The organism is Aquirufa originis, assembly GCF_042714495.1.
Lineage (GTDB): Bacteria > Bacteroidota > Bacteroidia > Cytophagales > Spirosomataceae > Aquirufa > Aquirufa originis.
Genome location: NZ_JBBKXY010000003.1, coordinates 581,449 through 604,571, shown reverse-complemented (window position 1 = coordinate 604,571; position 23,123 = coordinate 581,449). Strand labels below are relative to the sequence as shown.

The following is a 23,123-nucleotide window of genomic DNA, read 5'->3' as shown; positions in this document are numbered from 1 at the left end:
GCTAAACCTATCCTACATGAATTCCGAAAGATTAGAGACCATTTTGGCTCGAATCCAACAACTGCGTATGGCAGTGATGGGGGATTTTGCGTTGGACTTCTATTTTGACCTTCAAACCTCTACAGGAGAATTTTCTCTTGAAACCACGAAAGAAGTGCATTTGGCTTCCGAGCCGCGGGCTTATTTAGGAGGCGCGGGTAATGTGGCGAAGAATCTAGCTGTTTTAGGTGCACGCGTTTCGGCCTTTGGGGTACGCGGGAATGACCTCTTCGGAAGAGAGATGGAGCATCAAATGGCGGCTCTAGGCATCGATGCTAAAAACATCATAGAAACGAATATCGATACCCCTACCTATTCGAAACCGCTGCAAAAAGAGGAAGAATTGAATCGAATCGATTTTGGAACAAGGTCTTCGAATTTTCAAGCACAGACAGGAGAACTCCTACAAGCCTTAGCTGCTGAAACGTTCGACTGGATCATCTTCAATGAACAATTTAGTATTCCTCTTTTGCAAGCGCAGCACATCGAGTCGCTAACTAATCCACAAGCTATAGCAGATCTTCGCAGCTTAGGTAGCTTTGCTAGAAACCTCCCTCTAAAAGTAAATGAGGCTGAGTTCATCAAAATTAACCAAAAGCCAGCCACCCCGGAAAATATCCGTAGCTGGGCTAACACGAGAAACAAACCAGTATTAGTCACCTTAGGCGAAAAAGGAATGGTATATGCCAGTACAAGTGAATTTCATCACCAACCTGCTTTCCCAGTGAAAGGCCCCATCGATACGGTGGGTGCGGGAGATATGGTAGTAGCAGGTTTTTCGGCGGCGAGAGCGGCGGGAGCCTCGGTGGAGGAAGCTTGTGAATTCGCCTCTTTGGCCGTACATATCAGTATTCATCAACTAGGTGAAACGGGCTCCGCGAGTCCGGACGCCATTAGACAATTACACGATGGACATACAATCGCTTAGAGCAGAAATCAAGGACTATACCGAGGGCGCTTTGTTGCCCTTTTGGATTCAACGCACGGTCGATATGAAACTGGGTGGGTACATAACCCACTTCAATGAGTTTGGGGACGATGCGGGGGATGATGAGAAGTCGTTGATTGCGATGACGCGATCCGTATTTACGTACTCGCAGGCCTATCGCCACGGTTTTGGAGGAGAGGTTATGAAAGAGATGGCTACACATGGAGTTCGGTTTTTATTGGACAAAATGTGGGATACAGAACACGGCGGTTTCTATTGGATGGTCAACCGCGCTGGTGAGGCGACAAACGAGCAAAAGATCGGCTATGGCCACAGTTTTGCGATTTATTCTCTAAGCGAATATACCCTGGCGACAGGGGATCCGATAGGATTAGAATATGCGGAGAAGGTGTTTGATTTACTCCAAAAATATGCCGTTGATACCCATCACGGCGGTTACTGGGAATTCTTTGCAGCAGATTGGTCGCTGATGGGACCAGGCGCGCCGGGCGGGGACCGCAAGACCTTAGATGTACACATGCATTTGATGGAAGCGTTTACGACTTTATATGAGGCAAGTGGAAAAGAGATACACCGCAGAAAGCTAAAGGAGTCAATTGATATTTTGATTTATAAAATAATGGACCCGAAGACGGGGACAGGTATTCCTCAGTTTTGGGCGGACTGGAGCGTAGCGCCACAGATTAAATTCGATATCGTGTGGGGATGGGATCGTTTTCAGGAGGGAGGCCAAAAAGCCTCAGCCGTCGACAATACCTCCTACGGCCACAACTCGGAATTTGGCTGGCTTTTATTACACGCGCTTAAGGTGGGTAAGATTGATGCCGCACCTTATTTGGATACCATCAAAAAGGCTTTCTACCATTCGATGGAAAATGGCATCGACTGGGAGTATGGCGGTGTATACGTGGAAGGATCGCACAGTGGCGGACCTACGGATGTAGAAAAAGAATTTTGGCAACAAGCCGAAATGCTCATTGGAATGCTAGACGCTTATCTAGTAACGAAAGATCCGCAATTCTTGAAAACCTACGAACAAGTGCATCGCTTCGTTTTTGATAAGATGATTAACCGAAATACCGGTGAATGGTGGCCGTTGATGACCCGTGAGGGGGAACCGATTTGGCGACACATGGCCCACAACTGGAAGATAAATTACCATAATGTTCGCTCGATGATTCTCTCCTATGAGAAGCTAGGCGAAATAAACCTAAACCTATGACAAACATTAGTCGCCGCGATTTATTAATTGCGTCTGGAACTGCCGCGGGAGCTGCATTACTGCCATCATCTGCCTCCGCCGCACCGGTTGCAAAAGCTCATAAATTCGAGTTCTCGCTGAATATGAGTACGATTATGGGCCAAAAGTTAGGACTCATCAAAGAACTCGAAGTCGCCTCCGCGGCCGGCTTTCAGCATTGTGAAATTTGGGTACCTACGCTTGAGGCCTATTTGAAATCAGGCGGAACCCTTTTAGAAGCGAAGAAGCGCATCGATGACCTAGGAATTAAGATTCAAAACGCCATCGGCTTTGCTCAGTGGATTGTAGACGATGAGGCGACACGCAAACAAGGTTTGGAACAAATGAAACGTGAGATGGATATGCTCGCGCAATTAGGCTGCTTCCGCACCGCCGCTCCACCGATGGGCGCCACGAAAGAAGCTGGCCTCGACCTACGCCGCGCGGCCGAACGCTACCGCGCCATCCTCGACTTAGGAGTCAGCACCGGCGTGACACCACAACTGGAAATGTGGGGACACTCAAAAAATCTGAACCGCGTCGCTGACGTCCTTTTCGTAGCTGCCGAAGCCGGCCAACCCAACGCCAAACTTCTATTAGACGTATTCCATATCTACAAAGGCGAATCCTCCATCGACTGCCTCCACCTAGTAGGAGAAAACTCGATCGAAGTCTTCCACGTCAACGACTACGTCACTTCCATCAAACCCACCTCCATTACGGACGGCGACCGCATTTATGCGGGGGATGGCGAAGCACCCATTAAAGAAATCATTAAGCGCTTAAAGCCATCCGAAAAACCGGTTATTCTATCGTTAGAATTATTTAATAAGGAACTTTGGGCACAAGATCCTCTGAAAGTGGCTAAGACTGGACTGGAGAAGATGAAGAAGATGATCTAGAAATAAAAAAAAGAGCTCGTCTTGCGATGAGCTCTTTTAATTTATGTTGACCTACCAGGATTCGAACCTAGAAAACCAGAACCAAAAACTGGTGTGTTACCATTACACCATAGGTCAATACCATAATGTGATGCAAAAGTAAGGGCTTGGACCCAAATTATCAAATGTTACCGAAAAAATAATTGAATTATTTCGGTCATTTTTTGCTACAGCGCTCACAATCAGCGCATCAAATTCGATTATTCTTATGCTAATTCTATAGAAGAAACGACAGCCTCCGCGTGAATCTTACGAACAAGGCCTTGCAATACTTTACCTGGCCCACATTCGATGAATTCGGTTGCACCCGCGGCTACCATCGCTTCAACTGACTGCGTCCAACGAACGGCACCTGTCAACTGTGAGATTAAGTTTGCTTTGATTTCGGCTGGATCTTGAGATGGTTTAGCGTTTACGTTTTGGAAGATAGGGCAAATCGGTTTTACGATTTCGGTTGCCTCGATCGCTGCGGCTAACTCTACTCGAGCTGGTTCCATATAAGGCGAATGGAATGCTCCACCCACTGGCAAAGGTAATACGCGCTTCGCTCCCGCTTCTTTCAATTGAATACCCACTGCTTCGATTCCTTCTACTGATCCAGAAATCACGACTTGGCCTGGGCAGTTAAAGTTCGCTGCTACTACGGATGGACCGTAAGCCTGACAAATTTCTTCAATCGTTGCATCAGGCAAGCCCAAAACGGCAGCCATGGTGCTTGGCTCGATTTCGCAGGCCTTTTGCATCGCAAGAGCTCGTTGGTATACTAATCGTAATCCATCTTGCCAGCTTAAACCACCGGCAGAAACAAGGGCAGAAAACTCGCCTAAGGAGTGACCTGCTACCATCGAGGGAGCGAAGTCTTTGCCTAATTTGGCAATCAAAATAGAATGTAAATAAATCGCAGGCTGCGTCACTTTCGTTTGCTTCAATTCCTCTTCTGTTCCCTCGAACATCACCGACGATAACGAGAAACCTAAGATGGCATCCGCCTCATCGATAATCTGCTTTGCCAAAGGAAAATTCGTATACAGATCCTTTGCCATACCTGGAAACTGAGAACCTTGACCTGGGAAAATATATGCTTTCATTTGAATGATTTTTGATTAATTGTTTCACAAAGATAGGCCAAAAGCCCTAAATGGCACAATCGTCCACCGATTTACCCCAAAATAATCGATTCTGTGCCACCCAATCATAGCCTTTATCCAATAGGCTAGCGGGCAATAAAAAAACCAAACGAAGAGGTTGAAAATACCAATGGGCATTGACTAAAATACGCGATAGGGCATCCGATTTCACATAAACGTTATGACCAACTACCCATTTAATACTATCGATGTCAGGAAGTGTAAATTCCGTAAAGGAAGTCTCGGGAATAATGGGCAATTCGCCAGCCACCATCCTTTTTAGCAGCTTCGAAGAGAAGCGGCAAAAGCGGCAATTACCATCGATTAATACGATTCCGTCCATTTTAGCGAACTAGTTCTACCCAGCCTTTCAGACTCTTGTTTTGTGCAGATTTGTCAAAAAGATCGAAAACCACATCGCAAGTATAGAAATAAGACGAGGCTGCCATCTGAACTCCGTTTGCATCCGTTCCATTCCAACCAAACCCAGCCAAAGGACCGGAATATTGGTAAATCAGCTGACCATTACGATCTACAATCTTCGCGTTCACATTCGAAACAAAACGTGGACAGCGCATCGGCTTAAATGAATCATTCAGGCCGTCACCGTTTGGACTAAATAAATTAGGTAAGTCAAACGAGGAACAGTTTTCTACACAAATCTTCGTGCTAGGCCCACTCTCCTTCCCTAAGGCACTCACCGCCGTCACATAATAACAACCGCGGTAGGAGTTTTGAAGAATGTGTGAGAAGTTCAACGTAGAAGAAGTGGCCAATAAAGTATAGGCAGACGAAGGGTCTTTGGCATAATAAATCTTATAACTCACAATATCCGGATCGCAAACACCAGAAACCGTAGGCGTCCAAGTGAGTTGATTCGTAAAGCTACTGAAAGAACAATCCGCCTTCGTATCTAGGGATGCGCAATCCACCGTATACAACTGCAACGCAGGAGGGCATGGGAAAATGTCTGTCTGTGGAATGCCGCAAATGATTTGCGACTTATTGATTAACTCCATCGCAGGTAAGCCTGGGCCATAGGACCCCAAAGTCTCCACATAATAGCAATACGATGAATCCGTCTTCATGGTTATAGAAAAAGTCCCATCTGCGGCATAGGTATCTGCCCCCAAATCTACGTATTTAAAGGTCGCAGCCGTCGTTACGGGCACATCTGCAATACGGTTAAAGAGCCCAGAACCACGTGGCGTCTCGCGGTAAACGCGGTGCACTTTGTTTTCATTGGACCAAGGTACTGTAGCCGACCAAGCTAATTTCACGGAAGCAATGGCCACTTGCGTACTTAAACGCACATTGGAGGCTGGTGTAGGTGACTCTAACAAGGTACGTACCCCATTCAAGGTATAATAGAAATCCGTCCGATAACGGTAAGTAACGGCTGAGGTATTAATTCCCGTGTCTGTGTAGGTTGTATCATTCACCGCAGTAAGAATCGATGCTGAAATAGGCGAACCAATCGCACCAAAAGCACCTGTACCAGCCGCACGCATTAATTGATAGCTGTAAGGCCCTGGGTATTGCAGCGTATCTAATTTCACCGGACGCGTCCAGCGCACTAAGTTCTCCCCTGCCGTGGTACTCGTTTTAAGCACAGATACATTGGTCATAATAGGCGAAGCGCTGGCAATCAAATAACAAGCCGAATTCGACATCGGACTGAAATCGTCTACTCCTTTCGAATTCGTAAAGGCCACCACTAGCACATAAGAGTAATTCGTATTTTTTACGATGGCATTATCCGTGTAAGTTATTGCCGTAATGGGCAAGCGAGCTAGTTCGTTGTAACCAGCTGCCGTCATTCCCGTAGCACAATTCGCATTAACAATCGCATCGCAGGCACCTTGCTTTCGATACAAAATCAACGTAGCATTAGGTAGAGAACAGTTGTATGTAGACCATTTAAGCGCGATGGCAGTTCCCACTCCTGCTGTAGCCGTCACATTTTTCACTGCTGGCGCTATCACGCGTATGTTCCAAATTTTACTATCCACTAAATTACTCGCCCCAGCACTCGTCACAGGCGGAAAGTCCTCAGCCTTGAAAAAGACATCATAACCTTCTTTCCGAATGTGGACACAATCTGTTTGCCAATTGAATGTACCTACAGCCGTAAGAGACGTTTGGCGGGCAGCGGCTGTAAAGGTCGCATTAGGAGGTTTCACCGCATAAGATGTATCTATCGCATACACATTTCCACTACTCGTAATGGATATCGGATCCACCCGTCCCGTTTTGGAGACCTGATCAATGGCCGTAATGGTTTGGTTAATGCGTGTTCCAGCCTGAACGCAGACATCAGCAGGCACCGTTAAGAGAGGCCCTTTGTTATCTAAATCCTTTACTTCGATCTGCATATCTCGGACTGTCTCGGAAATTTTCACACCGTTTCTCCATTCTTCAATAATGAATGCACAGTTATACAAACCCACTTCTTGGGGTGATTTCCAAATCAAATCCCCGGTTTTAGCATTAATCGTAAAAGAGGATGGAGTTGCCGAAACTTCGTTCGGCTGCTTAAAATTAGGGGCTAATAAACCTCTTCCTACAGGATCACAGCTGAGTTCTGCTCCTGTTCTCGATACGGATAATCGGTAGGCCAAAGAATCACCTTCCGCGTCCACCGCATTCGAATTATGAATAAAGGGCTGACCGACTACAGCAGTCAAATCGACTGCGGGATTTAATAATATAGGAGTTGAATTTAAGCCTAGGCCCGCATTAATGGAAAATATCGTTTCTACATAAAAAGCCACGTCGACAGAGCGCGTAATGTTCAAGACGCCATCATTTCGGTTAGGAACGGCCACTGAAACTTTGTAAAATAAAGAAGCAGCGGGATACGTGTATTGTATTTTGTAGACGTTTTTCATCGTCCCATTTCCCAAATTGATGGGGTAACCTGCAGATCGTTTAGCGGACAAAATGGAAGAACCATCGCCAAAACAAAAGTTCACCGTGTTTTGCTCCACATTCGCCCGATTGTTTTCGGTGTAAGTGGTTAGGGTAAATTCGAAGGTTAATGTTTTATCTGAAATACGCTTAACCGTGATCTCTCCCCCCTTTAAGTGGGTCGCTTGTGCTGCAAAACTTAGTAAGCACAAAAACAGGAAATAAAGGCTTATTCTTTTGATGAACATAAAACATTTTTGATTAGCTGTAAGTTAAGAAGGCAATTCGTTTTTTTCAAAAAAAATGGATTTTTTACGTTTTAAATTTGATAGAGCGGCAATTCGATTGTAGTTTTGGTAGCTAAAAAAAATCGAACCTGTTCGTTTATTTTTATTTCCTTTTAACAAATACATTTATTTATGGCTTGGTTAGCAAAATCACTTAATTCATCTCTCGGGAAAAAGCTCCTGATGGCCATTACGGGCCTCTTTTTAATTAGCTTCCTGTTAGTTCACTGCAGTTTGAACGCCCTAATCTTCCTAAATGATGGTGGAGTGGCCTTTAATGAAGGTGCAGAGTTTATGGGAACGAATCCGATCATCCGCACGATGGAGATTGTGTTGTTCGCGGGCTTATTATTACACATTTATGACGGACTTCGTCTTTGGTTAGAAAACAAATCAAAACGCCCAGTCGCTTACGCGAAGGTGGATGGCGCTGCGAACAGCAAGTGGTATTCTCGTTCCATGGGTCTTTTAGGAACTTTATTATTATTGTTCTTAATCCTTCACTTGAAGCATTTTTGGTACTTCTCTCGTTTAACAGAGGGCTTAGAGGACCATACGTTATATGCAGAGATGCAAGCGGTATTTATGAACCCTGTTGTGGTTGTAGTCTATGTTTTAGGATGTATTTCGTTAGGATACCACCTATTACATGGTTTCTCTAGTGCATTCCAGTCTATCGGTTGGAATCACCCTAAGTATACGCCTACGATCAAAACGATCGGAGCGATCTTCTCTATCGTTATCCCAGCTGCTTTTGCTGCGATGCCGATTGCCTTTTATTTCCATTTGATTCAATAATATTTCAGCGATTCGATTGATATGACAAAATTAGATGCCAAAATTCCAGAAGGCGCTTTAGCCGACAAATGGACCAAATATCGTTCCAGCGTTTCCCTTGTAAACCCTGCGAACAAACGTAGCTTAGAAATCATCGTGGTAGGTTCAGGCCTTGCCGGTGCGTCTGCCGCTGCATCGTTAGCTGAATTAGGATATAAAGTAAAAGTATTCTGTTTCCAAGATTCTCCACGTCGTGCGCACTCGATTGCCGCACAAGGAGGTATCAACGCAGCGAAGAACTACCAAAACGACGGTGACTCCGTTTACCGTTTATTCTACGATACCATCAAAGGTGGTGACTACCGTGCGCGTGAAGCGAACGTTCACCGTCTTTCTGAAGTATCTGGAAGCATTATCGACCAATGCGTAGCGCAAGGGGTTCCTTTCGCTCGTGAATACGGTGGATTGCTTTCTAACCGTTCATTCGGTGGAACGCAAGTACAACGTACTTTCTATGCGGCAGGTCAAACAGGTCAGCAATTATTATTAGGTGCTTATTCTGCTTTGCAACGTCAGGTGGGAATGGGTAACGTGAAAATGTATACTCGCCATGAAATGCTAGACGTCGTTACGATCGACGGTAAGGCTCGTGGTATTATCGCTCGTGATTCAGTAACAGGAGCTTTAGAACGTCACTTTGGACACGCGGTTTTATTGTGTACAGGTGGATACGGAAACGTATTCTATTTGTCTACTAACGCGATGGGATCGAACGTAACAGCGGCTTGGAAAGCGCACAAAAAAGGGGCTTTCTTCGCTAACCCTTGTTATACACAGATTCACCCGACGTGTATCCCGGTTTCAGGCGATCACCAGTCGAAATTAACGTTAATGTCTGAGTCCCTTCGTAATGATGGTCGTATTTGGGTTCCTAAGAAACAAAACGATAATCGTAAGGCGAACGAGATTCCTGAAGACGAAAGAGATTACTACTTAGAGCGTCGTTACCCTGCGTTCGGTAACTTAGTACCACGTGATATTGCATCGCGTGCAGCTAAGGAGCGTTGCGATGCAGGTTATGGTGTAGGAACGTCTAAAATGGCGGTTTACTTAGACTATGCAGCGGCGATTATCCGTTACGGAAAAGGAGAAGCTAATAAAAACAACATGCACAATCCATCGGATGAAGAGATTCAAGCGATGGGTAAGGCAGTCGTAAAAGAGAAATACGGTAACTTGTTTGATATGTACAAGCAAATTACGGGTGAAGATCCTTACGAAGTGCCTATGCGTATTTATCCAGCGGTTCACTACACGATGGGTGGACTTTGGGTAGATTATAACTTAATGACTACTGTTCCTGGTTTATACGCTTTAGGAGAAGCTAACTTCTCTGATCACGGCGCGAACCGTTTAGGAGCTTCAGCCTTGATGCAAGGTTTAGCGGATGGTTATTTCGTGATTCCTTACACAATTGGTGCTTACCTAGCATCAGAGATTCGTACGCCAGCGATGTCAACGGATTCTGAAGACTTCGTAGCAGCAGAGAAAGCGGTACGCGATCGTTTAGAGACTTTGATGAACATCAAAGGAAACAAGCCAGTGGATTACTTCCACAAGCGTTTAGGTAAGATTATGTGGGATGAGTGTGGTATGGCTCGTAGCGCGGAAGGTTTAAAAGCTTCTATCAAGGAAATTCAAGCCTTACAGAAAGAATTCTGGTCAGATGTGAAGATTCCAGGTGAGATTGATAACCTAAACCCTGAATTAGAGAAAGCGGGCCGTGTGGCTGACTTCCTTGAATTAGGCGAGTTAATGTGTATTGATGCCTTGGATCGCAACGAGAGTTGTGGTGGTCACTTCCGTACAGAATACCAAACAGAAGACGGGGAAGCCCTTCGTGATGACGAAAAGTATGCTTATGTAGCGGCTTGGGAATACGAAAAACAATCGACTTTCAAACTTCACAAAGAAGAATTGAAATACGAAAACATCAAAATTGCTCAAAGATCTTATAAATAATTCGATACAATGGAAGGACATTTAAACCTGACACTCAAAATTTGGAGACAAAAAAATGCAAGCGTAGCTGGTAAGTTTGAAACTTATCAGGTGAGCGGCATCTCCACAGATATGTCATTTTTGGAAATGATTGACGTGTTAAACAACCGTTTGATCGAAGAAGGAGATGATCCGGTAGCGTTTGACCACGATTGCCGTGAAGGTATTTGCGGTATGTGCTCGATGTACATTAACGGTCGTCCTCATGGGCCAAACCGTGGCGTTACGACTTGCCAATTACACATGCGTTCGTTCCAAGATGGCGAAACTATTACAGTAGAACCTTGGAGAGCGAGTGCATTCCCTGTGATTAAGGACTTAGTAGTGAACCGCTCTTCTTTTGACCGTATTATTGCGGCAGGAGGTTTCGTTTCAGTGAATACAGGTAATGCGAAGGATGCGAACAACATCCCGATTAACAAAGACGATGCGGATGAAGCTTTCGCAGCAGCGGCTTGTATCGGTTGTGGTGCTTGTGTAGCGGCTTGTAAGAATGCTTCAGCGATGTTGTTTACGTCTGCCAAAGTTTCTCAGTTAGCCCTACTTCCTCAAGGACAAATCGAAGCAGCGACTCGTGCGCAAGCGATGGTTGCTCAGATGGACGAAGAAGGATTCGGTGCTTGTTCAAACACTGGTGCATGCGAGGCTGAATGCCCTAAAGGTATCTCGATTGAGAACATCGCGCGTATGAACCGCGAATATTTCTCAGCGACATTCTCGTCTAAATAATTTTCAATTTATAGCCCCTGGATGCAATTTCAGGGGCTTTTTACGCCCTTGTTTTTAGAACCTACCCATTCCAAATCTGCTGAACGCAATCCACCTGCTGGATGGATTGAAGTGATATGCGGTTCCATGTTCTCTGGTAAAACGGAGGAACTGATTCGCCGCCTAAAACGCGCAAAAATCGCCCAAATGCGGGTCGAAATCTTCAAACCGATGGCAGATACCCGCTACCACGACGAAGATATCGTTTCCCATAATCAAAATTCCATCCGTTCCACACCAGTCAACAACTCGGGAGAAATCCTTTTGCTAGCTGGAGATTGCGATGTGATCGGTTTAGATGAAGTACAATTCTTTGATGATCACATCGTAGAGGTATGTAATTCTCTAGCGAATCAAGGCAAGCGAATTATCGTCGCTGGATTGGATATGGACTTTAAAGGGCAACCTTTTGGACCTATGCCCGGACTTATGGCCATCGCCGAGTTCGTCACGAAGGTGCACGCAGTTTGCGTAAACTGTGGAGCGGCCGCTCATTATTCCTACCGCAAGGTGGAGCAACAACAAACCGTCTTATTAGGCGAAACCGAGTCTTACGAGGCGCGCTGCCGTTCTTGCTTCCATGGCCAAAACTAAAGACCCCTCTTTCCGAAAACTCATCCAACGTTTAGTGGCTCGTAAGCCTAAGAACTTGGATCAGCAATTTTTTCAAGCTCACACCGAGGTTTTCAAGAAAACCGATTGCCTGACCTGTGGCAATTGTTGTCGAACGACTAGTCCGATGTGGAATGACACGGATATACAGCGCGTATCACATTTATTTAAAATGAAGACGTCAGCTTTCTTGGATGCTTATTTAGTACAAGATTCTGACGGCGATTGGGTATATCCAAAAGCACCTTGCCCCTTTTTAGATCTAGAGGACAACAAATGTGGCATCTACGATCACCGCCCCAAAGCCTGCCGCGAATACCCCCATACCGACAGAAAGAACATCATGGGGATTTTGGGATTAACCTCAAAAAATGCGCTCATCTGCCCGGCTGTGACACAAATCCTCGAAAAAATCGAGCAAATTTACCCTTGAGCCACTTTTGATTTGAAATTCACGTCAAAATTCGACAATTTCGTAATTCAATAAATCAAACTTATGGCAGCAGCAGAATACTTAGGAATCGATGTAGGTGGAACCGGCGTTAAAATGGGAATCGTCCACGCAGACACAGGTCAAATCAACAATTTTCAAAGTTACGATACTGCTACCTGGAGAGAATCTCATCACTTTTTAGAGCGTTTGGCGGATGCGATTGCCTTGCAATTGTACCAACACAAGAATGTCAAGAAAGTGGGAATCGGTCTTCCCGGCATTTTGACCAAAGACCGCCGTACCTTAATTGAAATCACGGCTATTCCGGAAATCGATGGTTCTCCTATGATTGAAATGCTAGAGAAGCGCTTCCCTGAGCACGCTTTCTTTATGGAAAACGATGCGAATGCAGCGGCTTTAGGCGAATTCTACTTCTCTCCTGAGAAAACAAATATGCCCGAAGACTTCGTTTTCATTACCTTGGGAACAGGTGTAGGTGGAGCGGCAGTCATTGACCGCAAAATCTTCTTAGGTGGCGATGGCAATGCGATGGAACCGGGTCACGTGCCCTCTCGTGATGGAAAAGTATTAGAGCGCAATGTGGGTAAGAAAGAATTATTACAAATGGCTACCGCTATGCGTGCAGCATATACCGGAAAAACCTCTCTTCCTGCCGATGGCACTATATCTACGACTGCTTTAGTGGTAGGTGCTGAAGAAGGTGATGAATTAGCATTAGCGATTTGGAACGAAGTAGGAACAATGTTAGGTGATATGCTCGTTTCATTAATTCGCATCCTAGATATCAAAAATATCTTCATAGGTGGCGGATTATCAGCCTCTTACGACTTTATTTTACCTAGTATGGAGAAGCAGTTAAATTACTGGTTAACGCCAGCTTATTTGGAAAAATTAACCATTAAAAAAGCCTTATTAGGCAACGACGCAGGTCTTTTAGGGGCTGCATCGCTTTGTTTTTAGAGGAAACAGCCTAGAACAGGCTAATTAGAATTGAATTTGTTTGATAAATTCAACTTTAATTCTAATCTTTGCAACGTTTTTGAACCCCAAAATAATATTAAAATGTCAGATATTGCAGAAAAAGTAAAAAGCATCATCGTTGAAAAATTAGGTGTAGAAGCATCAGAAGTTACTCCTGAGGCATCTTTCACAAACGATTTGGGAGCTGACTCTCTAGATACAGTTGAGTTAATCATGGAATTCGAAAAAGAATTCTCTGTTTCTATTCCAGATGATCAAGCGGAGAACATCCAAACAGTAGGCCAAGCTATTACTTATTTGGAAGAGAACGCAAAGTAATCGAAGCAACCATAAAAATTATGTCAATTAGTTAACAGTAATCAGGTGGATTTTTCCATGGGATTTCTCGGACTGATTGACATTTTTTATTTTAAGCAGATTCATAAATAACAAGAATATGGAGTTAAAACGAGTAGTTGTCACGGGCTTAGGCGCCCTAACCCCCATCGGGAACACAGTGAGTGAATATTGGGATGGATTGAAGAACGGCGTAAGCGGTTGTGGCCCCATCACGAAATTCGATGCGGAAAAATTCAGAACTCGTTTTGCTTGCGAATTAAAGAACTTCAAGGTAGAAGATTTTATCAATGCCAAAGAAGCGCGTAAAATGGATCCATTCACGCAATACGCTGTGGTGGCGGCTGATGAAGCCATCGCTGATGCGAATTTTGACATGGAGACCTTGAATAAAAATAAAGTAGGCGTTATCTGGGGATCAGGTATCGGTGGCTTGAAGACTTTTGAAGACGAAATGATCTATTTCGGACAAGGAGACGGAACCCCGAAAATCAATCCATTCTTTATCCCTAAGATGATTGCAGATTCATCATCAGGCCAAATTTCTATCCGCAACGGATTCCGTGGTCCTAACTACGTTACCGTTTCAGCTTGTTCTTCTGCGAACAACGCGATCATTGATGCGTTCAACTATATCCGCACAGGCCGTATTAACGTGTGTGTAACGGGCGGTTCTGAGGCTCCAGTGACGATTGCATCGGTAGGTGGTTTCACCGCAATGCACGCCATGTCCACTCGCAATGACGATCCAGCTACAGCTTCACGTCCTTATGACGTAGATCGCGATGGTTTCGTGGTAGGAGAAGGAGCGGGTGCCTTGATTTTAGAAGAATACGAGCACGCTAAAGCGCGTGGTGCTAAAATATACGCTGAATTAATCGGTGGAGGTTTCTCATCTGATGCACACCACATTACTGCACCACACCCAGAAGGTTATGGCGCTTTATTGTCAATGATCGATGCCTTAGAAGATGCGAACATCAAGCCAGAAGAAGTTGATTACGTGAATACACACGGAACATCCACTCCGATCGGTGATCCACAAGAGATTAAAGCAATCGTGGATTGTTTTGGTGAGCACGCTTATAAATTAGCGATCTCTTCGACAAAGTCGATGACAGGTCACTTATTAGGCGGCGCAGGAGCAGTAGAAGCGGTAGCGTCTGTATTAGCGATTCAACACCAATTTGTCCCTCCTACGATTAACGTATTTAACCGCGATCCAGAAATCGATCAACGCATCGACTTGACGGAAAACGTAGGTAAATCACATAAAATCGATGTAGCATTGAGCAACGGATTTGGTTTCGGTGGTCACAATGCAACGGTTATTTTCAGAAAAATCTAAGACAAATATGGCCGTAAAATCTCTCCTAAACTGGTTAGATCCGATTCGACTAGACGAACGAGAGAAATTCTTAAAGAAATCGGTTACACATCTTATTGGGGCTAGTCCAAATAATTTAACGTTATATAGACTAGCCTTTTTACACTCCTCTGCTTCGAAAGAGAGTGTAGCAGAAAACTACAAAGAGTCAAATGAACGCCTAGAATTCTTAGGTGATTCTGTACTAGGGATGATTACGGCGACGTATTTGTTCCAAAAATTCCCTTTCAAAGACGAAGGCTTCTTAACGGAGATACGTTCTCGTATGGTCAGCCGGGAGTCCTTGAACGTAATTGGCCGCAAATTAGGCTTAGAGGAAGTAATTGAGTACGAAACACAGCGCAAAAACGCGATGTCCCGCACTTCGATGTACGGAGATGCTTTGGAGGCTTTTGTGGGAGCGATTTATTTAGACAAAGGCTTTGCCTTCACCCAAAACTTCATCATTAAAAAGATTCTCACGCAATACTTTGACCTAGATGCCGTTGTACAAAACAACCCAAACTTCAAGTCAATGCTGATTGAATGGGCCCAAAAAGAAGGCAAAAAGGTTTCTTTTGAGCTTGATCAAGAAGGGGAACACCATAACCGCGAATTTACGGCTTTGGTCATCCTAGACGGCGAAAAAATAGCAGAGGGCAAAGGCTATTCGAAGAAGAAAGCAGAACAAACAGCCGCGAGAATGGCTTGCGAACAACTAGACATAAAATAAATCACCTATGGCACCTAATATATTCTTGCAATACTGGAATGATTCACCCGAATCAATCACATTTCAAGAGGTATTAGCCTGGGAAGTTCCCACTCCGATTATTGAAGTCATTCAAGTGGAACTGCTAGCTCAGCTAAATTCAGCACGAGCGCAAGAAAACTTCCCTAATTTCCCCTGGTCTAGCCCTCGCTTTCAAGAAAAGTGGGAAGGCATTGCTCAAACCTTATTGTACCAAGTTGCATTGCCTGAATTCATTTGGGGCTCCTGGATTGAAAGTCTGGCAGTTCCTGTAGAGGAGGTGCCACAACCTAGTTTTGCCGATTTATTGAATGCGTATGAGGCGCCGGATGCGCCTGTTTTCGAGGCACCAGTTGCGCCTTATCCTGCTGCGGAAACGTCCGCTTCACTTGATTATCCCGCAGCAGAAACGCCAGCAGAACCTTTCGATTTATTAAACACCGAAGTCTATTTCGAAGCACCTGAAAGCCTTGAGGATTCTTCGGAAGAGGAATTCACCCGACTAAAGGATTTATTAAGTGGTTCAACGGATTCATTGAAGTCCAAAGTCGAATCGCAAATGACTCAACGCATCGCGGATACGATCAGCCTGCATCAACGCATTCAATTCATTCAGAAAATATTCCTAGGAGATGTCGCGCAACTAGAATCATTGATTCAATTCATCGATGAAGAGGCGGAAGCTGAAACCTGGTCTCAAGCCCTTTTGGAACGCTATGAGGCGTATCGAGTAGCAGAGAATGAAGCTATTTGGCAAGAACTACACCAACTCATCGAACGGAAGTTCAACTAACTGATTTTCATTATCAGTTTTAACCCGCATTTAACCTAGAACACCCGGTAATTTCAAGGAAAAATAATCCCTTGAAAACAATCTTGTTCTTTCTAACCTCTTTCGCCTGTTTTGCCCAAATCCCCACACAGGAGGAAGAGGAAAAGCAATCCAGTTTTGATTATTATATTACCAATCCGCTAAATATCAATTTAGTATCTGAAACGGAACTACAATCCTCCCTCCTATTTAGCGCGGAACAAATCGCTTTATTTATAGCCTTTCGCAAACAAATAGGGACCTTCCAATCCATATTAGAGTTACAAAGCATTCCGAATTGGGACCTTGACTTCCTACGCAGGATTCAGGACTTTTTAGTATGCCATCCGCCTAATCCCCGCTGGTGGAAACCCCATTCCTCTACCCATCAGATCTTATTTAAAACAGATTGGACCGCTGAGACAAAAAAAGGTTTTACAGATCCAGACCTCCGAAGCAAGACCCGTTATGTAGGTGACAGAACGAATCAAACACTACGCTACCGGGGGCAATTAAATGCGAACCTTCGGATGGGATTCCTGTTGCAAAAAGATGCGGGAGAAAAAGACCTCAGCGACTTCAGTAGTGGTTTTATAGAGTTTAAATCCAAAGGGATTTTGGAGAAAATCATCCTAGGCGACTTCATCAATCAATGGGGCCAGGGACTTGTTCAGTCAGGAGGCTTCTCCTTAGGTAAGAGTTTTGAAAGCATAAAAGCTACCCAAAAATTCAATCTAGGCGGACTAGCCTACAGTTCCAGCATGGAATATGGCTATTACCGCGGCATCAACACAACCCTAAAACTAAGCGAATTTCTACGAATCCAAACCTTCGCCTCTTACCGAAACTTGGATGCCACCACGGGAACGGACTCTACCGGGAGCAATTACTTACGCACAAGAGTTGAAGATGGCTTCCATCGGACTGCCTCAGAGATTAGCCATAAAGAGGCCCTTCAAGAGAAAACAGCGGGTGCGAACCTAGTCTACTCTCCACTTAGTGTGCCGCTCGTCATTCAGCTCAATGGTGTTTTCTCCGAATGGTCACTAGCTAAACCTATTGGAATTGGCTATAAACAACCCGAGTGGTCCGGAAACAAATTACAGAACTATTCGATTAGCTTTCAATATCCCTTTAGAAACATCCGAATGGTAGGAGAATTTGCCACTTCAGGAAATAGACAATATTCCCTCATTCAATCCGCCGCCACTTCTCTTTCTAAAAAAGTAGACGTATCCTATTTATTTCGGAACTATGGGGCAGGCTATTTTAGTCCTAAATCGAATGGGCTTTCTGAAAACTCAGAAAATCTCAACGAAATAGGCCTATTCCTAGGCCTAGGTTACCAAATCAACAAGCGAATGAAGCTTAGCTCGTATGCCGACTATTTTCTCTTCCCAGGGCCTAAATACCAAGTTGTAGCCTCTAATACCTATGGCTGGGAATTCCTTAGCCGCTTGCAATGGGAAAAAAGACATAGTGCCCGCGGATTTATCCAAGGCAAATGGACTCGAAAAGAGGAGAAAGACCTGATTCAAATCAGCCTAGATGGACATTATATCGCCATCAAATCATGGGACTTTCACGTACGAGCGATGGCCTCGAAATTAGGCTCAGAGATCGGCTATTTACTGCTGCAGGATATGAAATGGGATCACGGCAAATGGAACGTACAAGGACGTTTTGCCTATATGAATACGCCCAGCTATGACACGCGAAATTATGCCTATGAACCAGGTGTTCCCTATTCCTTTCTTTTGCCAGCCTATGCGGGTAAAGCCATCAAGACAACCGTGGTGATGGCCTATCAATGGAACCGAGAAATAGCCATAGCCGCTAAATATGCAAGGATTCAATACCAAGATCGAACGGAAGTAGGATCCGGCTTAGATGCGATTGAAGGGAATACCAAAACCGATATCACCCTCCAAATCAGCTATAAAATGCACTAAACAATCGCTTCGCGAACGCGCAATAGTTTCTCCAAAAGCCCTTCTAATTGATCTAATGGAAGCATATTCGCGCCATCTGATTTCGCTACCGAAGGATTCGGGTGGGTTTCGATGAAGATTCCATCAGCACCTACAGCGATGGCTGCTTTAGCTATGGTTTCAATCAAAGCAGGTTGTCCACCTGTTACACCCGTCGTTTGGTTAGGCCGCTGTAAAGAGTGCGTGCAATCCATGATAACGGGGACATTCATCGCAGACATCTCTGGAAGATTACGGTAATCCACCACTAGATCACCATAACCAAACGAGTTCCCACGATCCGTCAAGTAAACAACCGCCTCTGGATTCTCGTGTAATACTTTCTCTACGGCAAAACGCATGGAAGCACCTGACATGAACTGACCTTTTTTGATATTCACGGCTTTGCCTGTTTGGGCAGCAGCTGCTAATAAATCAGTTTGACGGCAAAGGAAAGCGGGAATTTGCAAAACATCGACATAAGCCGCCGCCATCGCTGCTTCTGCACTTTCGTGAATATCTGTCACCGTTGGAAGGGAATAGTGTTTACCTACTGCTTGTAGAATCTCCAATGCTTTTATATCACCAATACCGGTAAAAGAATCGATTTTAGTCCGATTAGCTTTGCGATACGAACCTTTGAAAATATAGGGAATGCCCATCGACTTGGTGATTCCATCGATTTTTTCCGCAATCTCAAAAGCTAAATCGTTGCTTTCAATCGCACAAGATCCTGCCATCAAAAAGAAGGGGCCTTTGCCTAAATTATCTAAAGTCGGTAATGTCATGTTATAAAATATTTACTTCGGTCTCTAAAGCGACCCCGAAGGTGTCTTTAATTGATTGCTTAATTTCTTCTGATAGGGCCAAAATCTCCCCACCAGTCGCCTCTCCGTAATTCACTAATACTAACGCTTGTTTGGCGTGTACCCCAGCATATCCGCGTCTGAAACCTTTCCAACCCGCTTTTTCGATGAACCATCCCGCCGGAAATTTGACATCCGTGCTACCCTCTACAGGATAATTCGGAATGCCAGGAAATTCTACCATCAGTCGCGAAGCCTCAGAGGCAGAAACAGTTGGATTCTTAAAAAAGCTACCGGAGTTACCGATTTCTTTGGGATCAGGCAATTTACTTTTGCGAATTTCAATAACAGCGTCAGCTACCTCGCGGATAGAAGGCTGCGTAATTCCTTTAGCCGCTAAAACGTCCTGAATCACTCCATATGACGTTTTAACCGATGGCTTCTTAGACAATTTAAAGGTAACGGAACTAATCAGGTATTGACCTTTCCCTGCGCGCTTAAAGAAGCTCTCGCGGTAGCCAAAAGCACAAGCTTTGGCATCAAACACTTCCAATTCCAAAGTTTGAAGATTCAAGGCCTCTAATGACTCAAATGTATCTTTAATTTCCGCGCCGTAAGCACCGATATTTTGCATAGGAGCCGCCCCTACCGTACCTGGAATCAGGGACAAATTCTCTAATCCAGACCAGCCTTGATTCACAGCATATTGAACAAATTCATCCCAAACCACACCCGCGCCACCTTTCAACCACACAAAGTCAGCATTTTCCTTTAATACGAAAATACCGGGAATAGAAATTTTAACGACAAGCGCCTCTTGGGCTTTGGTCAACAACACATTACTACCTCCACCCAGAAAAAGATGGGGCAAATGGGCATATTCCCCTGATTTACGTAGGGAAATGTATTGATCAATCGAACTAATCTCTACGAATTGACGAGCTTCCGCCTCAATCCCAAACGTATTATATTCACGTAGAGAAAACATATTAAAACAATTTAGTAGACAAAAACTCCTCTAATGCAGGCACGCCTGAATGGTGAAACGTCTCCGAATTCCCCTCCCAAATTTTCTTACCTTCCTTCAAGAAGATAATCGATTCCCCCATCCGCATCACCGAATTCATATCATGCGATATGACAACTGTGGTCATGTTGTATTCCTGAGTGATTTCCTGGATCAAATAATCAATTTTCACTGCCGTTAATGGATCCAAACCGGAGTTTGGCTCATCGCAAAACAAATACTTCGGATTCATCACAATGGCACGCGCAATACCTACCCGCTTTTTCATCCCGCCAGAAATCTCTGAAGGCATTAAAAGCGCTGCATTCTCTAATCCAACGCGTTGCAAGCAAAGCATAGCTTGGGCGTTCTTTTCTTCGAGTGTTTGAGAAGTAAGGGTGTCCAAAGGAAAACGAACGTTTTCTAGAACCGATTTGGAATCAAAAAGGGCACCACCTTGAAATAAAACGCCCATTTCGCGGCGAATTTCCTTTACCACATCCTGATGCGCCGTTAAAAAATCACGACCATCATACAATACTTTTCCCTTTTCAGGCACTAAAATCCCGATCATGCATTTCAGAAGTACCGATTTACCTGTACCACTACCACCGATCACCATATTCGTCTTTCCAGGTTGGAAATTCGCACTAATGTCATCGAGCACCACACGACCGTTAAAAGATTTTGATAAACCCTTGATTTCAATCATATTCAAAATTAGGGATTATTGAATACTTTATGATAAATTTGATGACATTTAAATCAAAAAACTATGTTTTTCATCTTCCTAGGGATTTTGTTGTTTATCGCCGGAAACGCGATCTCAAACCCCAATTTAGTATTCTCGAAATACAGCAAAACGTTAAAAGTCGTAGGAGCTGTTTTCGCTATCCTTGGCTTAACTAGTTCTGCCGTTGTTCAGGTTGATGCGGGCGAAGTAGGTGTCCAAAGTGTCTTCGGAAAAGTGCAATCTTCCACTTTAAACAGTGGCCTTAACTTCGTTAACCCCTTAGCTAAAGTGGTCGTTTTTGATGCTAAAACACAAAACTACACCATGTCTAGCGTACACGACGAGGGCGACAAAGCCGGAGACGATGCCATTCGCGTATTAACAGCAGATGGACTTGAAGTGGTGGTTGACCTGACCGTTCTTTTCCGCATTATTCCATCGGAAGCACCTCGCGTTTTAGCGGAGATTGGGGAGGATTACAAAGACAAGGTGGTTCGCCCGATTACACGTACGATGATTCGCGATAATGCGGTTTATTATGATGCAGTTGCCCTTTACTCTTTAAAACGTAACGAATTCCAGCAACGCATCTACACAGACATTGAGAAGAACTTCAAGAAAAGAGGTTTGGTATTAGAGCAATTGTTGATTCGCAACATCAACCTTCCTACCTCAGTTAAAACGACCATTGAGTCGAAAATCAATGCGGAACAAGATGCCCAAAAAATGCAGTTCGTGTTACAAAAAGAGAAGCAAGAAGCGGAGAGAAAACGCGTAGAAGCACAGGGTATCGCTGATTACCAAAAGATTTTATCGACGGGTCTAAGCGACAAGCAATTGCAATATGAGTCGATTATTGCCCAAAAAGAATTAGCCAAATCCCCTAATGCTAAAGTGATCATCATGGGTGGCAAAAGTGCCCCGATCATCCTGGGGAATCAATAATTAAAGGGGTGCGTGATTCTAGCGAATCGCGTGCCCCATTTTATCTCTTTTCGTTTCTAAGTATTTCTTGTTGTGGGGATTAGCAGGAATTTCAATTCCGATCGAATCAACGATTTCTAATCCATAGCCCATTAGGCCAGCTCTTTTCTTCGGGTTATTCGAGATCAAGCGAATCTTGTGAATACCTAAATCGCGTAAGATTTGGGCACCTACGCCGTAATCACGTTCGTCCATTGCAAAGCCTAATTCCAAATTCGCTTCCACCGTATCCCGGCCTTGCTCTTGCAATTTATACGCTTTCAACTTATTGATTAGACCGATTCCGCGGCCTTCCTGGAACATATATAAAATCACTCCTTTCCCTTCTTTCTCCACCATTTCCATTGCGGCATGCAATTGTTCTCCACAATCACAGCGACAGGATCCAAAAATATCTCCTGTCACACAAGAGCTGTGAACACGAACCATTACCGGCTCGTCTTTCTCCCAACTTCCCTTGATCAAGGCTAAATGAGTATCTCCTGTATTGATCTGCTTAAAGGCAACTAATTCGAAAGAACCCCATTCAGTAGGCATATTCACACCGATTTCTCTTTTGATGAGGGACTCTTTCGCTAAACGGTATTCGATCAAATCCTTAATCGTCACTAATTTCAAATCAAACTTATCAGCAATGACCCGTAAGTCAGGCAAACGCGCCATACTGCCATCTTCGTTCAAGATTTCGATTAATACTCCAGAAGGTTTAAAGCCCGCTAGACGAGCGAAATCCATAGAAGCTTCCGTATGTCCAGTGCGACGCAAAACGCCTTCTGAACGCGATTTTAAAGGAAAAATATGACCGGGTCTTCCTAAGTCGGTTGGCTGAGTAGTGGGATCCACTAGTGCTTGTATGGTTTTGGCGCGATCTTGCGCTGAAATACCCGTAGTGCAACCATTGCCTAGTAAATCGACTGAAACGGTGAACGGCGTCTCGTGTGAGGTCGTATTCTGATTCACCATCATTTCTAAACCCAATGCCTGGCAACGCTCATCTGTCAAAGAAACACACATTAAACCGCGCGCCTCTTTAATCATAAAATTGACGATTTCAGGTGTGATCGCTTCTGAAGCACAAATCATATCGCCCTCGTTCTCGCGATCTTCATCGTCAGCGACTATAATTATTTTCCCTTGGCGAATATCTTCCAAGGCATCTTCGATACGATCTAAGCGAATTTTATCTAGCATTTTGTAGGCATTTGAATCAGAAA

Annotated in this window: 22 protein-coding genes and 1 tRNA gene; 15 read left to right on the top strand and 8 right to left on the bottom strand. The window is 44.4% G+C overall.

Annotation, left to right across the window (positions count from 1 at the left end):
- Positions 1 to 16: 16 nt before the first annotated feature.
- From SKC35_RS11105 to SKC35_RS11095, 3 genes are read left to right on the top strand one after another with little or no spacing between them, the layout of a single operon-like run.
- Positions 17 to 967, top strand: a complete 951-nt coding sequence (locus SKC35_RS11105; RefSeq protein ID WP_377979428.1) for a bifunctional heptose 7-phosphate kinase/heptose 1-phosphate adenyltransferase — start codon at positions 17 to 19, stop codon at positions 965 to 967.
- Entirely contained in the window at positions 948 to 2,210 is a 1,263-nt protein-coding gene (locus tag SKC35_RS11100) for an AGE family epimerase/isomerase (RefSeq protein ID WP_377979427.1), read from the top strand. Before SKC35_RS11105 ends, SKC35_RS11100 begins: the two co-directional genes overlap by 20 nt.
- On the top strand, positions 2,207 to 3,130 hold the full coding sequence (locus SKC35_RS11095) for a sugar phosphate isomerase/epimerase family protein (protein WP_377979426.1): 924 nt from the start codon (positions 2,207 to 2,209) through the stop codon (positions 3,128 to 3,130). The genes SKC35_RS11100 and SKC35_RS11095 overlap by 4 nt, the downstream gene beginning before the upstream one ends.
- A 46-nt stretch (positions 3,131 to 3,176) precedes the next feature.
- Here the strand turns inward: SKC35_RS11095 and SKC35_RS11090 are convergent.
- The 4 genes from SKC35_RS11090 to SKC35_RS11075 all read right to left on the bottom strand — a co-directional run bounded on the left by SKC35_RS11090 (position 3,177) and on the right by SKC35_RS11075 (position 7,454).
- Positions 3,177 to 3,247: transfer RNA gene (locus SKC35_RS11090), tRNA-Gln, on the bottom strand.
- A gap of 128 nt (positions 3,248 to 3,375) precedes the next feature.
- Positions 3,376 to 4,257, bottom strand: coding sequence for an ACP S-malonyltransferase (fabD, locus tag SKC35_RS11085; protein ID WP_377979425.1), 882 nt, complete (start codon positions 4,255 to 4,257; stop codon positions 3,376 to 3,378).
- A 46-nt stretch (positions 4,258 to 4,303) separates the two neighbouring features.
- A complete protein-coding gene (locus SKC35_RS11080) occupies positions 4,304 to 4,639 on the bottom strand; it encodes a DCC1-like thiol-disulfide oxidoreductase family protein (protein ID WP_377979424.1) in 336 nt (111 codons plus the stop codon).
- 1 nt (position 4,640) lies between these two features.
- Positions 4,641 to 7,454 carry a T9SS type B sorting domain-containing protein gene (locus tag SKC35_RS11075; RefSeq protein ID WP_377979423.1) on the bottom strand — a complete coding sequence of 938 codons (2,814 nt, stop codon included), beginning with the start codon at positions 7,452 to 7,454 and terminating at the stop codon, positions 4,641 to 4,643.
- 171 nt (positions 7,455 to 7,625) lie between these two features.
- Between SKC35_RS11075 and SKC35_RS11070 the strand changes: the two genes are divergently transcribed.
- The 11 genes from SKC35_RS11070 (at position 7,626) to SKC35_RS11020 (ending at position 18,362) form a co-directional block, all read left to right on the top strand.
- Positions 7,626 to 8,291: a succinate dehydrogenase cytochrome b subunit gene (locus SKC35_RS11070; protein ID WP_377979422.1), complete on the top strand. Its 666-nt coding sequence runs from the start codon at positions 7,626 to 7,628 to the stop codon at positions 8,289 to 8,291.
- A gap of 21 nt (positions 8,292 to 8,312) precedes the next feature.
- A complete protein-coding gene (locus SKC35_RS11065; RefSeq protein WP_377979421.1) occupies positions 8,313 to 10,292 on the top strand; it encodes a fumarate reductase/succinate dehydrogenase flavoprotein subunit in 1,980 nt (659 codons plus the stop codon).
- Between the two features lie 9 nt (positions 10,293 to 10,301).
- Positions 10,302 to 11,060, top strand: a complete 759-nt coding sequence (locus SKC35_RS11060; RefSeq protein WP_377979420.1) for a succinate dehydrogenase/fumarate reductase iron-sulfur subunit — start codon at positions 10,302 to 10,304, stop codon at positions 11,058 to 11,060.
- A gap of 48 nt (positions 11,061 to 11,108) precedes the next feature.
- Complete coding sequence (locus tag SKC35_RS11055) at positions 11,109 to 11,693, top strand: thymidine kinase (protein WP_236633161.1); 585 nt, start codon at positions 11,109 to 11,111, stop codon at positions 11,691 to 11,693.
- Positions 11,680 to 12,144: a YkgJ family cysteine cluster protein gene (locus tag SKC35_RS11050; RefSeq protein ID WP_130923029.1), complete on the top strand. Its 465-nt coding sequence runs from the start codon at positions 11,680 to 11,682 to the stop codon at positions 12,142 to 12,144. The genes SKC35_RS11055 and SKC35_RS11050 overlap by 14 nt, the downstream gene beginning before the upstream one ends.
- Before the next feature lie 63 nt (positions 12,145 to 12,207).
- A complete protein-coding gene (locus SKC35_RS11045; protein WP_377979419.1) occupies positions 12,208 to 13,125 on the top strand; it encodes an ROK family protein in 918 nt (305 codons plus the stop codon).
- A gap of 102 nt (positions 13,126 to 13,227) precedes the next feature.
- Positions 13,228 to 13,464, top strand: a complete 237-nt coding sequence (locus SKC35_RS11040; protein WP_130895240.1) for an acyl carrier protein — start codon at positions 13,228 to 13,230, stop codon at positions 13,462 to 13,464.
- A 118-nt stretch (positions 13,465 to 13,582) separates the two neighbouring features.
- Complete coding sequence (gene fabF / locus SKC35_RS11035; protein ID WP_377979418.1) at positions 13,583 to 14,830, top strand: beta-ketoacyl-ACP synthase II; 1,248 nt, start codon at positions 13,583 to 13,585, stop codon at positions 14,828 to 14,830.
- 7 nt (positions 14,831 to 14,837) lie between these two features.
- Positions 14,838 to 15,581, top strand: coding sequence for a ribonuclease III (gene rnc, locus SKC35_RS11030; protein ID WP_377979417.1), 744 nt, complete (start codon positions 14,838 to 14,840; stop codon positions 15,579 to 15,581).
- A 7-nt stretch (positions 15,582 to 15,588) separates the two neighbouring features.
- Positions 15,589 to 16,392 (top strand): hypothetical protein, encoded by an 804-nt coding sequence (locus SKC35_RS11025; protein WP_377979416.1) that lies wholly within the window; start codon positions 15,589 to 15,591, stop codon positions 16,390 to 16,392.
- A gap of 71 nt (positions 16,393 to 16,463) precedes the next feature.
- Entirely contained in the window at positions 16,464 to 18,362 is a 1,899-nt protein-coding gene (locus SKC35_RS11020; protein ID WP_377979415.1) for a ComEA family DNA-binding protein, read from the top strand.
- On the opposite strand, the gene kdsA is transcribed toward SKC35_RS11020, so the two are convergent.
- The 3 genes from kdsA to SKC35_RS11005 are packed head-to-tail and all read right to left on the bottom strand — an operon-like array spanning position 18,359 to position 20,904.
- A complete protein-coding gene (gene kdsA / locus SKC35_RS11015) occupies positions 18,359 to 19,168 on the bottom strand; it encodes a 3-deoxy-8-phosphooctulonate synthase (RefSeq protein WP_223131434.1) in 810 nt (269 codons plus the stop codon). The genes SKC35_RS11020 and kdsA overlap by 4 nt on opposite strands.
- A gap of 1 nt (position 19,169) precedes the next feature.
- A complete protein-coding gene (gene murB, locus SKC35_RS11010) occupies positions 19,170 to 20,174 on the bottom strand; it encodes a UDP-N-acetylmuramate dehydrogenase (RefSeq protein ID WP_377979414.1) in 1,005 nt (334 codons plus the stop codon).
- A gap of 1 nt (position 20,175) precedes the next feature.
- On the bottom strand, positions 20,176 to 20,904 hold the full coding sequence (locus tag SKC35_RS11005) for an ABC transporter ATP-binding protein (RefSeq protein ID WP_377979413.1): 729 nt from the start codon (positions 20,902 to 20,904) through the stop codon (positions 20,176 to 20,178).
- Positions 20,905 to 20,967: 63 nt separating this feature from the next.
- Here SKC35_RS11005 and SKC35_RS11000 point away from each other — a divergent pair, with 63 nt between their 5' ends.
- Entirely contained in the window at positions 20,968 to 21,870 is a 903-nt protein-coding gene (locus tag SKC35_RS11000) for a prohibitin family protein (protein ID WP_377979412.1), read from the top strand.
- Between the two features lie 18 nt (positions 21,871 to 21,888).
- Here the strand turns inward: SKC35_RS11000 and SKC35_RS10995 are convergent, their stop codons facing one another.
- Positions 21,889 to 23,100 (bottom strand): bifunctional 3,4-dihydroxy-2-butanone-4-phosphate synthase/GTP cyclohydrolase II, encoded by a 1,212-nt coding sequence (locus SKC35_RS10995; RefSeq protein ID WP_377979411.1) that lies wholly within the window; start codon positions 23,098 to 23,100, stop codon positions 21,889 to 21,891.
- Between the last annotated feature and the right edge of the window lie 23 nt (positions 23,101 to 23,123).

What these genes read in the sequence shown, in the direction of transcription:
- SKC35_RS11105 (WP_377979428.1), top strand. Translation starts at nt 17, where the DNA reads ATGAATTCCGAAAGATTAGAGACCATTTTGGCTCGAATCCAACAACTG.
- SKC35_RS11100 (WP_377979427.1), top strand. Translation starts at nt 948, where the DNA reads ATGGACATACAATCGCTTAGAGCAGAAATCAAGGACTATACCGAGGGC.
- SKC35_RS11095 (WP_377979426.1), top strand. Translation starts at nt 2,207, where the DNA reads ATGACAAACATTAGTCGCCGCGATTTATTAATTGCGTCTGGAACTGCC.
- fabD (WP_377979425.1), bottom strand. Translation starts at nt 4,257, where the DNA reads ATGAAAGCATATATTTTCCCAGGTCAAGGTTCTCAGTTTCCAGGTATG.
- SKC35_RS11080 (WP_377979424.1), bottom strand. Translation starts at nt 4,639, where the DNA reads ATGGACGGAATCGTATTAATCGATGGTAATTGCCGCTTTTGCCGCTTC.
- SKC35_RS11075 (WP_377979423.1), bottom strand. Translation starts at nt 7,454, where the DNA reads ATGTTCATCAAAAGAATAAGCCTTTATTTCCTGTTTTTGTGCTTACTA.
- SKC35_RS11070 (WP_377979422.1), top strand. Translation starts at nt 7,626, where the DNA reads ATGGCTTGGTTAGCAAAATCACTTAATTCATCTCTCGGGAAAAAGCTC.
- SKC35_RS11065 (WP_377979421.1), top strand. Translation starts at nt 8,313, where the DNA reads ATGACAAAATTAGATGCCAAAATTCCAGAAGGCGCTTTAGCCGACAAA.
- SKC35_RS11060 (WP_377979420.1), top strand. Translation starts at nt 10,302, where the DNA reads ATGGAAGGACATTTAAACCTGACACTCAAAATTTGGAGACAAAAAAAT.
- SKC35_RS11050 (WP_130923029.1), top strand. Translation starts at nt 11,680, where the DNA reads ATGGCCAAAACTAAAGACCCCTCTTTCCGAAAACTCATCCAACGTTTA.
- SKC35_RS11045 (WP_377979419.1), top strand. Translation starts at nt 12,208, where the DNA reads ATGGCAGCAGCAGAATACTTAGGAATCGATGTAGGTGGAACCGGCGTT.
- SKC35_RS11040 (WP_130895240.1), top strand. Translation starts at nt 13,228, where the DNA reads ATGTCAGATATTGCAGAAAAAGTAAAAAGCATCATCGTTGAAAAATTA.
- fabF (WP_377979418.1), top strand. Translation starts at nt 13,583, where the DNA reads ATGGAGTTAAAACGAGTAGTTGTCACGGGCTTAGGCGCCCTAACCCCC.
- rnc (WP_377979417.1), top strand. Translation starts at nt 14,838, where the DNA reads ATGGCCGTAAAATCTCTCCTAAACTGGTTAGATCCGATTCGACTAGAC.
- SKC35_RS11025 (WP_377979416.1), top strand. Translation starts at nt 15,589, where the DNA reads ATGGCACCTAATATATTCTTGCAATACTGGAATGATTCACCCGAATCA.
- kdsA (WP_223131434.1), bottom strand. Translation starts at nt 19,168, where the DNA reads ATGACATTACCGACTTTAGATAATTTAGGCAAAGGCCCCTTCTTTTTG.
- murB (WP_377979414.1), bottom strand. Translation starts at nt 20,174, where the DNA reads ATGTTTTCTCTACGTGAATATAATACGTTTGGGATTGAGGCGGAAGCT.
- SKC35_RS11005 (WP_377979413.1), bottom strand. Translation starts at nt 20,904, where the DNA reads ATGATTGAAATCAAGGGTTTATCAAAATCTTTTAACGGTCGTGTGGTG.
- SKC35_RS11000 (WP_377979412.1), top strand. Translation starts at nt 20,968, where the DNA reads ATGTTTTTCATCTTCCTAGGGATTTTGTTGTTTATCGCCGGAAACGCG.
- SKC35_RS10995 (WP_377979411.1), bottom strand. Translation starts at nt 23,100, where the DNA reads ATGCTAGATAAAATTCGCTTAGATCGTATCGAAGATGCCTTGGAAGAT.